Here is a 14,470-nt window from a genome sequence, read left to right as displayed (position 1 = left end):
ATGGACGGGCGATATGCCCGTCCGGTGTTGCTGATTCAGAACTTCACTACATAGCCGGGGCCGTCAACCATGGGGAATTTGTCGAACAGGGATTCGTCGACTTCTACGCCCAGGCCCGGACCCGTGGGCGGCTCGACGCAGCCATCCTTGCCGATGGTGAACGTCGGTCCGAACATGTCCCGGAATGGGTTGAAGTGAGAAACGCAGGCCTCGAAATATCCCGCGTTTTCGGTCGCCGCGAGAAAATGCAAGGTCGCGGCATGGTTCAACCCTGTTGCTGAACTATGCGCGTTGATGGGGATACGGAAGGCCGATGCCATCGCGGCGATCCGTACCGACTCGGTGATACCGCCCGTCTTGGACAGGTCCGGTTGCCACACCTGGACGGCGCCTGCCTCCAGCATCTGGGCGAACTCGAACCGCATGAAATGGTTCTCTCCTGCGGCCAAGGGAACCAGCGGCGTGATCTTGGCGGCCTCGCGATAGGACGCAAAATCGTTGCAGGCAAAGGGCTCTTCCAGCCAGCCTGCCTGAATGTCGGCCAATGCTGGTAATACGCGGCGCGCCTGGGCAATGGTGTACGCGGTGTTCGCGTCGGTCAGGATATCGATCTCGTCGCCCACCATTTTTCTGACGTGTACGCAGCGGGCAATGTCGTCTTTCACCGTATCGCCGATGCGCAGTTTGACCGCGCGATAGCCTTGCTCGATGTATGACAGTGCTTCTTCGGCAAGCGTTTCCGGGGCCTGATAACCCAATGCGATCCCGCCGGCATACGCAGGCAGGCGTTTGCGCGAGCCGCCGAGCAGTTCGTATAGAGGCATGTTGGCCGCCTTGCCGCGGATGTCCCACAGGGCCATGTCGATACCGGACAGCGCCAGGGCAGCACCCGCGCCCAGGCCGTGGCTCGAGAACTGCATGCGGTGTATGCGTTGCCATGCACCGACGACATCGGTAGCGGACATGCCGACCAGCAAGGGTGACAAGGTGTTGTGGATGTGGCTGACGATCGCGCTGGGACTGCGTCCCGGATGCGATTCGCCGTATCCGGTGATGCCTTCGGACGTTTCGACGCGCACGATGATGGCGTCGCGTTTCAAGGTGCTGCCTACGCCCATCGTCACCGTTTTGCCTTCAGGCAAGCGGTAGGAAATGGGGATCGCAGTAATGCGGGTAATTTTCATATTGTCTCCTCGTTGATGTCGTTTTGATTGTTGACGGCATGATCGGGGTATCCCTGGCTGCAGGCTTGATAGCGCCATCAGCCAGGGTACGTCAATCAGACCTGTCGGGACCTGCAGTAGAACGTCGTGACTATTTCGCCGTGCCTGTCGGCGATGTTGCCAAATAGCTGACGAGGGTAGGCACGGGCGATTGGCTCAAGCCCGTCTCCGCGGCCTGCTCGTACAGCCGTTTGACACCGCTGGCCAGCGCGTTATGCGAATCCTGTTCTTCAGCCATGGTGCAGTAGTAGCCCATGTCCTTCAACGCGTTGGAAATAGAGAACACGAAACCCGATGAGTCTTCCGACTCGATGTAGGGGCGCAGTCGATTGAGCACCACGCCGCCACCGCCGCCGGCGGCCAGGATGTCGCAGAACACTTTCGGATCGGTCCCCGCCTGACGCGCGCAGGCGGCTGCCTCGGCCAGGACGGCGGAAAATCCGAGTGACACGTAGTTGTGCAGCAATTTCATCTGATGGCCGCTGCCCACACCGCCTGCGTAGGCGATGTTTTCGGCGTAGCTCTGCAGCACGGGCAGGCATTTTTCAAAGACGTTCTTGTCGCCGCCGACGATCAAGTTCAATCGGCCCTCCGCGGCTTCTTTGGGCGTGCGCGTCATTGGGGCGTCCAGGAACGCGCAGCCCGCCTCCTGGACCGCTTGAGCGATTTTGCGTGTGGAAGAGGGGATCGCGGTCGAGCAATCGATCACCGTGCTGCCGGGACGCAGGCCTTGCAACGCGCCGTCTGCGTCAAACAGTACGGCCTCGACCTGAGGTGAGCCCGTGACGCAGATGATCAGGATGTCCGCCTCGGCGGCCAGTGCGGATGCCTTCGGCAGCGTTTTTGCGCCGGCCGCAAGCAGTTTGTCCAGCGGCTGGTTGCCCGGATGTTCGAGGATGGTCAGTGGGAAACCGTTGCGCAGCAGGCTGGCGGCGATGCCCGATCCCATCAGGCCGGCGCCAATCAGGCCAATTTGCGGTTTATTGGATGTCATTCATTGCTCCGGGAATCCCCGGCAGGAATGCCGGGGAGGAAGGAGGCGCAGCCATCAGGCTGCGAGCCTCGTCGGGTTTGAGTGGTATGCGGGTTCTATGTGCAGTGTGAGTCGAGTTCTGCTCAGGTGTTGGAGCAACGCTCAGACCTTGCCCAGGCCGCCCGCGCAGATGTATTTGATTTCGACATAATCATCGACGCCGTATTTGGAGCCTTCGCGGCCGACGCCGGATTCCTTGATGCCGCCAAACGGGGCCAGCTCGGTCGAGATGATGCCTTCGTTCAAACCTACGATGCCGGTTTCAAGCGCCTCGGAGACGCGCCATGCGCGGCTATAGTCCGACGTATAGAAATAGGAAGCCAGGCCAAACGGCGTGTCGTTGGCGAGGTCGATGACTTCTTGTTCCGTGCTGAATCGGATGAGCGGTGCAACCGGACCGAAGGTTTCTTCCTGCATGAGCTTGGCGTCTCGCGAGACGTTCAACAGAATCGATGGCTCATAGAACAGGCCTCCCAACGCATGGGCGCGGCCGCCGGTCAAGGCGGTGGCACCGCCTGCGATGGCATCGTCCACGTGTTCCTGGACCTTCTCGACGGCGGCCTGGTCGATCAGCGGGCCCAGGTCGATGCTGTCTTGCAGGCCGTCACCGACTTTCAGTGCCAGCACTGCCTGTTTCAGGCGCTCGGCGAAGGCATCGTAAATGCCGTCCTGCACGAAAATACGGTTGGCGCAGACGCAGGTCTGGCCAGCGTTACGGAATTTGGACGCCATGGCACCGGCCACGGCCAAGTCCAGATCTGCGTCATCGAACACGATGAATGGCGCATTGCCGCCGAGCTCCATCGAGACCTTTTTGACGGTGCCGGCGCATTGCTCCATCAGCAGTTTTCCGACGCTGGTCGATCCGGTAAAGGACAGTTTGCGCACCAATGGGTTGCCGGTGAGTTCACCACCGACCGTGCCAGAGTTGCCCGTCACGACGTTCAGCACCCCTGCGGGAATGCCTGCTTCTTCTGCCAATTCAGCCAGTGCCAGGGCGGAATAGGGCGTTGCCGTTGCCGGTTTGATGACGATGGTGCAGCCCGCAGCCAGCGCTGCGCCGGCTTTGCGCGTGATCATCGCATTGGGGAAATTCCACGGCGTAATGGCGGCGACGACCCCGACAGGCTGTTTGATCACGACGATACGGCGATCGGCCGAGGCGGCGGGAATAATGTCGCCATAAATGCGTTTGGCTTCTTCTGCGAACCATTCCAGGAACGACGAGCCGTAGGCAATCTCGCCACGCGATTCTTTCAGCGGTTTGCCTTGTTCCAGGGTCAACAGCGTGGCCAGGTCTTCCTGGTTCGCCATGCACAAGTCGAACCAGCGGCGGATCAACTGTGAACGTTGCTTGGCAGCCATGGATCGCCATGCGGGCAGTGCCTTGTTTGCCGCCTCGACTGCTTGCCGTACGTCCTGTTGCGTCAGCGAGGGGACGGTGCCGAGCGTGGAGCCGTCAGCGGGGTTGGTGACGTCAATGGTCTTGCCGCCGGAGGCATCGATCCATTTTCCTCCGACGTAGCATTGTTGGCGAAATAGTGAAGGTCGTTGCAAATTCATCGTAAACCTCATGAAAAAAGGGCATCTCAGCGTGGGCTGAGCAAGTTGTCGGGAGTCGTGCCTTGGTACAGGGCGTCCAGGCCGTTGATCAGCAGCCATCCCATGGCGTCACGGGTTTCGTGTGTGGCGCTGCCGATGTGCGGAGACAGAAACACGTTGTCCAATTCACGATATCGTGGGTCGATATTCGGTTCGTTGGCGTACACGTCCAGACCCGCAGCAAAAAGCTTGCCTGAGGACAAGGCCTGGATCAGGGCATCGTCGTCCACCAGTTCGCCGCGTGAAATGTTGATCACTACGGCGTTTGGGGGCAGTTGCGCAATGCGTTCGGCATTGATGACGCCTTTCAGTTCGGGCGAGCCAGGTGCGGCAATGACCAGTACGTCGGCATTGCGCAGCCCATCGTCAAAGTCCGCGTGGTAGATCGCGCCATGTGCCAGATCGTCGGAGAGCGGGCGGCGATTGTGGTAATGGATTTCCATGCCAAAGGCGCGCGCCCGGGTGGCGATTTCCCTGCCGATGCGGCCCATGCCGAAAACCAGCACCCGCCTGCCTTTGAGGCCCAGGCCCAATAGTTGGGTGGGGCTCCATCCGGGCCAGCGGCCGGTACGGACCATACGATCGGCTTCGTATCCGCGGCGGCAGGCATTGAGCATCAACATCATGGCGATCTCTGCGCACGCGTCGCTCAACACGTCGGGCGTATGCAGGACGCCAATTCCCAATGCCTGGGCCGTCGCCATATCGATGTGGTTGTACCCCACGGACAGTGTGGCGACGTAACGCAGCGTCGGGGCCAGTTGGCGCAGCACGTCTGCGTTGATTTGCTCGGTCGCGCTGGCAAACAGGATTTCGGATCCTTGCGCGGATTGCGCGATCTGGTCCGGCCGCAAAATGCTGTCGTCCGTATTGACCTGAAGCTCATAGCGCCCGCGCAAAGCGGCTTCGACCGCTTTCGGAAAACGGCGGCATAGATATGCCTTGGGTTTGGTCGCAGTAACTGTCATTGCCTGCAATGCCTCCTTTGTCTGTTTTTTGGTACTATCAATTTGTACGACAAATTTGTCAAGAGGGAATCCGTTACCCCAGCCATGCCAGAAAAAAAAACACCCCATGAAAGGACGCTATCCGATCAGCTGACGGATATGCTGGCGCAGGAAATCCGGCGTGGTGCGTACCCCGTCAATGCCAGGCTGCCCACGGAAAAATTCATGATGGAGCAGTATGGCGTGAGCCGCACCGTGATCCGGGAGGCGATTTCGCGCCTGAAATCCGCGGGCTTGGTGGACACGCGTCAGGGCAGCGGCACGGTGGTGCTGGATCCGGCGTCCAGCGATGTGTTTCGGCTGGGCACGCCCGACGAGGATCCCGCGCGCGGGGTGTTGCGCATCATCGAGTTGCGTCGCGGCCTGGAGGCAGAAATGGCCGCATTGGCCGCCGAGCGGCGCAGCGACCAAGATATGGCGCGCATCAATCAGGCACTGGCGGAGATCCATCACGCTGTCGCCAAAAACGGCGACGGGGTGGAGGAGGATCTGGCGTTTCATATCGCGATCGCGCAGGCGACCGGCAATCCGCATTATCCGGAACTGTTGGGGATGCTGACCCGCGCGCTGAAAGACGCTATCCGCGTGACGCGTGGCAACGAAGCGCGCCAGGAACAATTGGCCGATCAGGTGCGTAACGAACACGAGGCAATACGTGCCGCCATCGAGCGGCGCGATATCGAGGCGGCCAGAGCCGCGGCCTTTCATCACATGCTCAGCACAGCGACTCGCATACAGAATGTCGACGCTGAATATTGGCAGGGATCGAATCGCGCGGCGGCAGGCAGACTGGCGCGAACCCGATTGGTGTCCGAGATCAGGAAAAGCAAGTAGGCCGAGTAAGAGTCAGCCGTTAACCGTCAATGGCCGACAGTTCGCGAGTAGCGGGCCTGGCCAGCGACCGTCTGCCGGTCATCGGCAGACGTCATTAATAGCCAAGCACGGATCAGCATGGCCGGCATCAGGCCAATCGGTTTGTGGCCGGCAACAACTACGGCGTCATGGCCAACGCCAGATCAAACGCTGCAACCAGCGACGCATGATCCGCGATGCCTTTACCGGCAATATCAAAAGCGGTGCCGTGATCCACGCTGGTGCGTACGAAAGGCAGTCCAACGGTCACATTGACCCCATGATCCACGCCCAGGTACTTCACCGGGATCAAGCCCTGGTCATGATATTGCGCCACGACGATATCGAATTCACCGCGTCGCGCCCGCATGAAGATCGTGTCGCCGGGCCACGGACCGGAAACCTCCAATCCCTCGGCACGGGCCTGACCGATTGCCGGGGTAATCACATCCAGGTCTTCGCGACCGAATTTCCCGTCTTCGCCAGCATGAGGGTTCAGCCCAGCTACTGCGATGCGGGGGCGTGCAATGCCCATTTGCCGGCAAGCCAGATCGGCCAGGCGAATGGCGCGAATCTCGGCTTGCGGTGTGACAGCTTTGGGGACGTCCGCCAACGCCATATGGATGGTGACCAGCAGCACGCGCAACTCGTCGTTGGCCAGCATCATGGCGAAATCGGTCGTGTTTGACCGTTCTGCCAGGATTTCGGTGTGGCCCGGCTGATCGATGCCTGCCAGATGCATGGAATGCTTGCTCAATGGCGCGGTGACAATGGCGCGAATCAAGCCCGCCTGCGCATCGTCGATCGCTGCGCAGAGATAGTCGTAGGCCGCCTGTCCGGCGGCCGCGCTGGTTTTTCCAATAGGTAAATCGGGGGGCAGCGGGGCGCCGCAGGGAATGACGTCGATGCGGCTTGGCGTTTTGCTGGCTTGGCTGGCATCTGCAATTTCGACCACGTCCAGGCGGGCCCCGAGTTGACCCGCCGCACGGCGCAAGGCGCCTGCGTCGCCGTAGACGACCACGGGGGCGCGCAAACCCTGCGCACAGGCTTTGACGATAATTTCCGGGCCTATGCCGGCGGCATCGCCCATGGTGATGCCAACAGGAAGCAATTCAGACATGATAGTTAGATGATTATTTCAAGGTAATGCTGGCAGGCATCGCAGCTCTCTTCATGCATCGTACGCCTCTTGATCGCACCTGTGTCCAGCATGAAACAGAACAGCCCCCTCCAACGTAGAGGGGGCTGTGCACGATTGCTGCTTGTCCTGTCTGTGATGAAGCAGTCTGGCGCACAGTGACGAGGCGCGCCAGACTGCCTTAATCGTTACAACACGTCGCCTGCATAATCCGCCAGACGCGAACGCTCACCACGTTGCAGCGTGACGTGTCCCGCGTGCGGCCAACCCTTGAACCGATCCACTACAAACGTCAGGCCCGAGCTGCCTTCGGTCAGATAGGGCGTATCGATCTGTGCCACGTTGCCCAGGCAGACGACCTTGGTGCCGGGGCCTGCCCGGGTGACCAGTGTCTTCATCTGTTTGGGCGTCAGGTTCTGGGCCTCGTCGATGATCAGATATTTGTTCAGGAACGTACGGCCGCGCATGAAGTTCAGCGATTTGACCTTGATCCGCGAGCGGATCAGATCCATCGTCGCAGCACGGCCCCAGTCGGCACCGCCTTCGCTGTCGTTCATGTTGAGCACGTCGAGGTTGTCTTCCAATGCGCCCATCCAGGGCAGCATTTTTTCTTCCTCGGTACCCGGCAAAAAGCCGATGTCTTCGCCAACCGGAACCGTCACGCGGGTCATGATGATTTCGGTATAACGCTTGGTTTCCAGGACCTGGGTGATCCCGGCGGCCAGCGCCAACAGCGTTTTACCCGTGCCTGCCTGACCCAGCAGCGACACAAAGTCACAGTCGGGATTCATGAGCAGGTTCATGGCGAAATTCTGTTCGCGGTTGCGTGCGGTAATCCCCCAGACGTTGTTTTTGCCATGGGTATAGTCGCGCAACGTAGCCAGTACCGCGGTCTTGCCGCTGACTTCGCGAACCTGTGCATACAAGGGCATCTGGCCCTCGAAATACACGAATTGATTGACCATGAACTGCGAGCATAGCGGACCATGGATACGGTAAAACGTGGTGCCGCCTTGTTGCCAGGACTCGACGTCCTTGCCATGGCGATTCCAGAAATCCTCGGGCAGTTGCATCACGCCCGAGTACATCAGATCCGAGTCTTCGAGAACGTGATCGTTGTAGTAGTCTTCGGCCGCCATGCCCAGGGCGCGGGCCTTCAGGCGCATGTTGATGTCCTTGGACACCAGCACCACCTCGCGCTGCGGGAATTTTTCCTGCAGCGCGCGTACGACGCCCAGAATCTGGTTGTCGGCCTTGCCCATCGGCAAGTCAGAGGGCAGCGTGCTGTGGATCGCCGTGGTCTGGAACATCAACCGGCCGGTGGCGTCCTTGTTGCCCAGCGCGCTGAGTTCCAGCCCTTCGTCCAATTGCTCGGCGTCATTGACCAGGGCGTCCAGCGAACGGCTGACTTGGCGCGCGTTGCGCGCGACCTCAGACATGCCTTTCTTTTGATGATCGAGCTCTTCGAGCGTCATCATGGGCAGGAAGATATCGTGTTCCTCGAAACGGAACAGCGAGCTCGGGTCATGCAGCAGGACGTTGGTATCCAGCACGAACAGCTTGCGTACCTCGGACTGGGCGCGAGCTTTGAGTTTGCGGGCCGGGGCGGCGGGCTTGGCTGCGCGAGTTGTGCGCGATTTGGCCGCCACGGGCGCAGGGGCAATACTAGGTACCGTTGCAGGTGCGCTGGCCTGGGATTTGAGGCCGTCTAATTCGGGTTGTACAGGGAGGGTGTTGACCGCCTCGGCGCGTGCCGAGGGTGCCGTTCCCGCAGCTTTGCTGGGTCGGGCTTTGGGTCGGGCGGTTTCGCCCGAGGGGAATGTCAGGATAGCTGCGGGTCGGGAGGGCAACTTGGGTAGCGGCATATAGGGGGTTCTCCTGGTGGGCCGGCTCTAGCGCCTGACGATGATGCTCAGACAGACTTAACCAATACTGCGGGCAGCTTGCAGGACTTCATTGGCGTGATTGGGCACCTTGACCCCGCGCCATTCCTGGACAAGCCTACCGTAAGCGTCGATCAGAAACGTACTGCGTTCGATACCACGTACCTGTTTACCGTACATGTTCTTCTGCTTGATGACACCGTATAGATTGCAGACGGCCTCATCGGTGTCCGCGATGAGGGGGAAGGGCAGCTCGTACTTTCCCTGGAAATTCTGGTGCGATTTCAGCGAGTCGCGCGAGATCCCGATCACGACGGCGCTGGCCTCGAGGAAGTCGGCATGCAGATCGCGGAAATTCTGGCTCTCGGTCGTGCAGCCCGGGGTGTTGTCCTTGGGGTAGAAATACAGCACCACGGCGCGGCCCTGGCATTGTTCGAGGCTGATCGGGCCGATGGTGCTTTCAGCGGTAAAGAGAGGGGCAGGTTTGCCGATGAGCGTGGTCATGTGGGGAGATCTCCTTGGGTCGGCAGCAGGGCGACGACCACGCGTCGGCCCTCGGCCATCAGGATGTTGTAGGTGCGTGCGGCGGCCTGGGTGTCCATGACTTCGACCCCGATACCGGCCGCCAATAGCGGGCGCAGGACGTCCTGGCTCAGCATGCGCTGGCGGCTTCCTGTCCCGACGAGCAGCACCTCGGGGCCGATACCCTTTGCGAGCGTGCCGGTTTCAGGCTCGTCCAGAAACGCCAGCGGGTCGCGCTTGGCCTCGGAGAGTCCGGCGGCTTGTTGCAGAAGAGGCGCGGTAATGTCCGCGGCGCCTTGGACAGGCCATTCGGAGACCGTGCCTTCGGGGCCGAAGGCGACGGCATGGGAAAATCGTACCTGGTTGACTTCAATGTACCCATCACCGTAGGCGGTGACGGTATTCAGGGCCGATGCTGGGTCGGTGTGCAGCTTCAATAAAAACTCCAACTTGATGCTTCCGATAATAGCGCATCGGGATGTCGGTTTGTTGCCGGGTAACTACCGGTAGAGGGACAGAACGTGTCAATTTGCCGACGGGGCCTGCATGCGCTAGATTACTAAGTTTTGCTGCGCTGCAAATCCGCGTCATCCCGCCCCATATCAAGGAATGGTCCCCCATGAGGAAGTTCTCCCGCATCGAGCGTCTGCCCCCGTATGTGTTCAACATTACCGGCGAGCTCAAGATGGCCGCCCGTCGGCGGGGCGAGGACATCATCGATATGTCCATGGGCAATCCTGATGGCGCTACCCCCAAACACATCGTCGACAAAATGGTTGAGGCCACGTTGCGGCCCACCACTCACGGCTATTCCGTGTCCAAAGGCATTCCGCGCCTGCGCAAAGCCATCTGTGATTGGTATCAGCGCCGCTATGACGTCGAATTTGACCCGGATAGCGAGGCCATCGTCACCATCGGTTCGAAAGAAGGCCTGGCGCACTTGATGCTGGCGACGCTGGATCGCGGCGATACCGTTCTGGTGCCCAATCCCAGCTATCCCATCCATATTTATGGCGCGGTGATCGCCGGCGCCAATATCCGCTCGGTGCGTATGACGCCGGGCGTGGATTTTTTCGAAGAACTCCAGCGCGCAGTTCGCGAGTCGATTCCGAAGCCCAAGATGATGATTCTCGGGTTCCCCAGCAATCCGACCGCGCAATGTGTCGACCTGTCGTTTTTCGAGCGCGTGGTGGCGCTGGCCAAGGAGCACGACATCCTGGTCGTGCACGATCTGGCCTACGCCGATATCTGCTTTGACGGCTACGTCGCGCCGTCCATCATGCAGGTCCCGGGCGCGCGCGATGTCGCGGTCGAGTTCTTTACCATGAGCAAAAGCTACAACATGGCTGGCTGGCGCATCGGCTACATGGTGGGCAATCGTGACCTGGTCAATGCGCTGGCGCGGATCAAGAGCTATCACGACTACGGCACGTTCACGCCGATTCAGGTGGCCTCTATTGCCGCCCTGGACGGCCCGCAGGACTGTGTCAACGAGGTCGTCGAGCAATACCGCAATCGCCGCGACGTGCTGGCGCGCGGGCTGCACGAGGCCGGCTGGAACGTAGAGATCCCCAAAGCATCCATGTACATCTGGGCGCAGATTCCCGAGCCATACCGAGCCATGGGTTCCCTGGAATTCTCCAAGCGCGTGTTATCCGACGCCAAGGTCGCCGTATCGCCGGGCATCGGCTTTGGTGAATACGGCGACGAGTACGTACGCTTTGCCCTGATTGAAAACGAACAACGCACGCGTCAGGCGGTGCGTGGTATCAAAGAAATGTTCCGCAAGGACGGCTTGTTGAAATGAACCTGGTTGTTGCCGATCCCGGCATCACAGACCAGCCACCGTATTCTGGAAATTGGAAATGACAAACGCTGCAAGTACCCAGCCCGCCTCCGGGGCAGTTCATCCGGGCGCCGACCTGAAACCCATCAAGATTGGCCTGTTGGGCTTAGGTGTCGTGGGCGGTGGCACCTGGAGCGTGCTCACCCGCAACGCCGAAGAAATCGCCCGCCGTGCCGGACGTCGCATCGAGATCAGCCGCATCGCCGTGCGTGACGTAGCCAAGGCGCGCGGCCGTATCGGCGAGGCCATCCCGGTGGACACCGACGTGCAGGCCTTGGTGCGTGACCCCAATGTCGACATCGTGGTCGAGCTCATCGGCGGCGACACGCTCGCGCGCGAACTGGTGCTCGAGGCCATCGCAAACGGCAAGCATGTCGTTACCGCCAACAAGGCCTTGCTGGCCAAACATGGCAACGAGATTTTTGCCGCCGCATCTGCCCAAGGCGTGATGGTGGCGTTCGAGGCCGCTGTCGCGGGTGGCATCCCCATCATCAAGGCCATTCGCGAAGGGCTGACGGCCAATCGCATCGAGTGGGTCGCGGGCATCATCAACGGCACCACGAATTTCATTCTGTCTGAAATGCGTTCGCGTGGCCTGCCTTTTGCCGACGTCTTGGCAGAGGCGCAGCGTCTGGGTTATGCCGAGGCTGATCCTACCTTCGACGTCGAGGGTGTCGATGCGGCCCACAAACTCACTTTGCTGGCATCGCTGGCCTTTGGCGTGCCGGTGCAATTCGACAAAGCCCACATCGAGGGCATCTCGCAGCTCGCCCAAGAAGACATCGCCCACGCCGAGCGTCTGGGTTATCGCATCAAACTGCTGGGTATCACCAAGCGCCGTGCCGATGGCATCGAACTGCGCGTGCATCCGGCATTGGTGCCCGCCGAGCGTCTGCTGGCCAATGTCGAGGGCGCGATGAACGCCGTGCTGGTCCGTGGCGATGCCGTCGGCCCGACGCTGTACTACGGCCAGGGCGCGGGCGAGGAGCCTACTGCCTCTGCCGTGGTCGCCGATCTCGTTGACGTGACGCGTCTGCATACCGCCGATCCGGGTAACCGCGTCCCGCACCTGGCATTCCAGCCTGACGCCCTGTCGGATCTGGCCATTCTGCCTATCGATCAGATCAGTACCTCGTATTACCTGCGTTTGCGCGTCGACGATCAGCCTGGCGTGTTGGCCGATATCGCACGTGTGCTGGCCGATCTCGAAATCTCCATCGGCTCGATGATCCAGCAACCCTCGCACATCGGTGGCGCCGACATCATTTTCCTGACGCATCAAGCCACCGAAGGCAACGTCGACAAAGCCATCCACAGTATCGAACAACTGCCGTTTGTACGTTCCAGCGTCACGCGCCTGCGCGTAGAAACCTTGAATTGACAATGTTCCTTTATCTTTCCGGCATGAATATCGAGGTTTCTCGAGGCTCCCGATGAAATATATCTCTACCCGCGGCGGCATGGCGCCGCAAGCGTTCACCGACATCCTATTGGAGGGCCTCGCGCCCGATGGCGGATTAGCCGTTCCTGAAACGCTGCCGCAAATCTCTGCCGATACGCTCGAATCCTGGCGCGGCCTGTCCTACGCCGATCTCGCCTTCGAGGTGCTATCGACGTTTGCGACCGACATTCCCGCCGACGACCTGCGTCGCTTGACGCGTGCCGCGTATCGCGAAGGCATCTTCAGCAGCGCAGACATCGTGCCCTTGCGGCCGCTGGATGGTGGCTTGCAACTATTGGGCTTGTCTGAAGGGCCCACCTTGGCTTTCAAAGACATGGCCATGCAGTTCCTCGGCCAGGTATTCGAATACGTCCTGACGCAACGCGGCGCGACATTGAACATTCTGGGTGCGACCTCCGGCGATACCGGGTCGGCTGCGGAATATGCCCTGCGCGGCAAACGCGGCGTATCGGTGTTCATGCTGTCGCCGCATGGCCGCATGAGCGCGTTCCAACGCGCACAAATGTATTCGCTGCAAGACGAGAACATTCACAACATCGCCGTGCGCGGTGTGTTCGACGAGGCGCAGGACATCGTCAAGGCACTGGCCGGCGATCTGCAGTTCAAGACCCAATATCGTCTGGGCGCAGTGAATTCCATCAACTGGGCGCGGATTGCAGCGCAGGTCGTGTACTACTTCCACGGCTGGTTGCGCGCCACGACAGGCCGCGGCCAACAAGTCTCGTTCGCCGTGCCGTCGGGCAATTTCGGCAACATCCTGTCGGGCCACATCGCCCGCAGCATGGGCTTGCCCGTACGCCGTCTGGTGTTGGCCACGAACGAAAACAACGTGCTCGAAGAATTCTTCCGCACGGGCATCTACCGTCCTCGCGGCGCAGAGCATACCTACGCGACCTCCAGTCCCTCCATGGACATCTCGCGCGCGTCGAACTTCGAGCGCTTTGTGTTCGACTTGGTCGGTCGCGATCCGCAACGTGTCAAGGCTCTGTGGGCCGATCTCGCGCGCGATGGCTATTTTGATCTGTCCTCGCTCAAATCCGCATTCGAATCGCAGTATGGCTTCGTCGCAGGTACAAGCACGCACGACGATCGCTTGTCCGTGATTCGCGCCACGCATGCAGCAACCGGCGTATTGATCGATCCCCATACCGCCGACGGCGTGAAAGTCGCACGCGAGCATGTGGAGCCAGGCGTGCCAATGCTGGTCCTGGAAACCGCCTTGCCCGCGAAGTTCTCCGAAACTATCGAAGCCGCCCTGGGTAAAAGGGTCGAACCCCCGGCGGCCTTGGCCGATCTGGAGTCCTTGCCCCAGCGAGTCGAGGTCATGGATTGCGACGCACAGTTGGTGCGACGCTACATTGAGGCGAACGCCAAGGTGTAAGAGGCGTTGCAGGCTGTTTTATGACACCGCCCGCCCGGGCGGTGTCATTACAGTCTTATGCATTTTGGCCACATCCGGTCACGGAATAGGCGGGGTTACGACCTAAAGTGAAGCTTCGTTCAAGATTGACGGAGTTACCGCTATATGAAATTCAAAACCCTGATGCTCGCTTCGACCATTACCGGAATCGCTGTTCTGGCTGGATGCTCAACGCCCTCAGTGATCCAAAAGCGCGATGGCAGTCAGGTTATGACTTCTGACAAGCCTGAATATAACGAGGACACTGGCTTTTACGAGTACGATAAAAACGGCCAGAGAGTGCAAGTTAACAAGGACGATGTGAAGACCATCGAAGAAGTTAAGTAGTCTTGGCTTTGTGTATTAAAGAAAGACCCGAGCGGGTAGTTGCTTGCTTGGGTCTTTTTTATGCGATTCGAATCTGCCAGTCAGTTGGGTGCATAGGTCTTCTCTGTGAAGACGTCCCTGTCGGGCGCCTGGAAGCCACACCGGGCCTATCGCCG

At 60.1% G+C, this 14,470-nt stretch carries 13 protein-coding genes; 5 read left to right on the top strand and 8 right to left on the bottom strand.

What is annotated here, in order from left to right:
* Nucleotides 1-35 precede the first annotated feature (35 nt).
* The 4 genes from ACNA0I_RS09815 to ACNA0I_RS09800 all read right to left on the bottom strand — a co-directional run bounded on the left by ACNA0I_RS09815 (nucleotide 36) and on the right by ACNA0I_RS09800 (nucleotide 4,826).
* Entirely contained in the window at nucleotides 36-1,184 is a 1,149-nt protein-coding gene (locus ACNA0I_RS09815; RefSeq protein WP_415805816.1) for a mandelate racemase/muconate lactonizing enzyme family protein, read from the bottom strand.
* 130 nt (nucleotides 1,185-1,314) lie between these two features.
* The gene (locus ACNA0I_RS09810; protein WP_415805815.1) at nucleotides 1,315-2,217 is read right to left on the bottom strand and encodes an NAD(P)-dependent oxidoreductase; all 903 of its coding nucleotides are present in this window, start codon (nucleotides 2,215-2,217) and stop codon (nucleotides 1,315-1,317) included.
* Between the two features lie 141 nt (nucleotides 2,218-2,358).
* Nucleotides 2,359-3,819, bottom strand: a complete 1,461-nt coding sequence (locus tag ACNA0I_RS09805; protein WP_415805814.1) for an NAD-dependent succinate-semialdehyde dehydrogenase — start codon at nucleotides 3,817-3,819, stop codon at nucleotides 2,359-2,361.
* A 26-nt stretch (nucleotides 3,820-3,845) separates the two neighbouring features.
* Entirely contained in the window at nucleotides 3,846-4,826 is a 981-nt protein-coding gene (locus tag ACNA0I_RS09800) for a 2-hydroxyacid dehydrogenase (RefSeq protein ID WP_415805813.1), read from the bottom strand.
* 84 nt (nucleotides 4,827-4,910) lie between these two features.
* Between ACNA0I_RS09800 and ACNA0I_RS09795 the strand changes: the two genes are divergently transcribed.
* Entirely contained in the window at nucleotides 4,911-5,699 is a 789-nt protein-coding gene (locus ACNA0I_RS09795; protein ID WP_415805812.1) for a FadR/GntR family transcriptional regulator, read from the top strand.
* A gap of 157 nt (nucleotides 5,700-5,856) precedes the next feature.
* On the opposite strand, the gene pdxA is transcribed toward ACNA0I_RS09795, so the two are convergent.
* From pdxA to ACNA0I_RS09775, 4 genes are all read right to left on the bottom strand, one after another.
* A complete protein-coding gene (pdxA, locus tag ACNA0I_RS09790) occupies nucleotides 5,857-6,837 on the bottom strand; it encodes a 4-hydroxythreonine-4-phosphate dehydrogenase PdxA (protein WP_415805811.1) in 981 nt (326 codons plus the stop codon).
* Nucleotides 6,838-7,043: 206 nt separating this feature from the next.
* Complete coding sequence (locus ACNA0I_RS09785) at nucleotides 7,044-8,720, bottom strand: PhoH family protein (RefSeq protein ID WP_415805810.1); 1,677 nt, start codon at nucleotides 8,718-8,720, stop codon at nucleotides 7,044-7,046.
* Between the two features lie 57 nt (nucleotides 8,721-8,777).
* Nucleotides 8,778-9,242, bottom strand: coding sequence for a peroxiredoxin (locus ACNA0I_RS09780; RefSeq protein ID WP_415805809.1), 465 nt, complete (start codon nucleotides 9,240-9,242; stop codon nucleotides 8,778-8,780).
* Entirely contained in the window at nucleotides 9,239-9,697 is a 459-nt protein-coding gene (locus ACNA0I_RS09775) for an Mth938-like domain-containing protein (protein ID WP_415805808.1), read from the bottom strand. Before ACNA0I_RS09775 ends, ACNA0I_RS09780 begins: the two co-directional genes overlap by 4 nt.
* Nucleotides 9,698-9,879: 182 nt before the next feature.
* Between ACNA0I_RS09775 and alaC the strand changes: the two genes are divergently transcribed.
* From alaC to ACNA0I_RS09755, 4 genes are all read left to right on the top strand, one after another.
* Nucleotides 9,880-11,067, top strand: coding sequence for an alanine transaminase (gene alaC, locus ACNA0I_RS09770; protein ID WP_415805807.1), 1,188 nt, complete (start codon nucleotides 9,880-9,882; stop codon nucleotides 11,065-11,067).
* Nucleotides 11,068-11,182: 115 nt separating this feature from the next.
* Nucleotides 11,183-12,487, top strand: a complete 1,305-nt coding sequence (locus tag ACNA0I_RS09765) for a homoserine dehydrogenase (protein ID WP_415806028.1) — start codon at nucleotides 11,183-11,185, stop codon at nucleotides 12,485-12,487.
* Nucleotides 12,488-12,539: 52 nt separating this feature from the next.
* Entirely contained in the window at nucleotides 12,540-13,949 is a 1,410-nt protein-coding gene (thrC, locus tag ACNA0I_RS09760) for a threonine synthase (protein ID WP_415805806.1), read from the top strand.
* Nucleotides 13,950-14,093: 144 nt separating this feature from the next.
* Nucleotides 14,094-14,315, top strand: coding sequence for a YgdI/YgdR family lipoprotein (locus ACNA0I_RS09755; RefSeq protein WP_094821814.1), 222 nt, complete (start codon nucleotides 14,094-14,096; stop codon nucleotides 14,313-14,315).
* Nucleotides 14,316-14,470 lie beyond the last annotated feature (155 nt).

The organism is Bordetella muralis (assembly GCF_965139205.1).
Classification (GTDB): domain Bacteria; phylum Pseudomonadota; class Gammaproteobacteria; order Burkholderiales; family Burkholderiaceae_B; genus Bordetella_A; species Bordetella_A muralis.
This window is presented reverse-complemented; position numbering and strand designations above follow the sequence as displayed.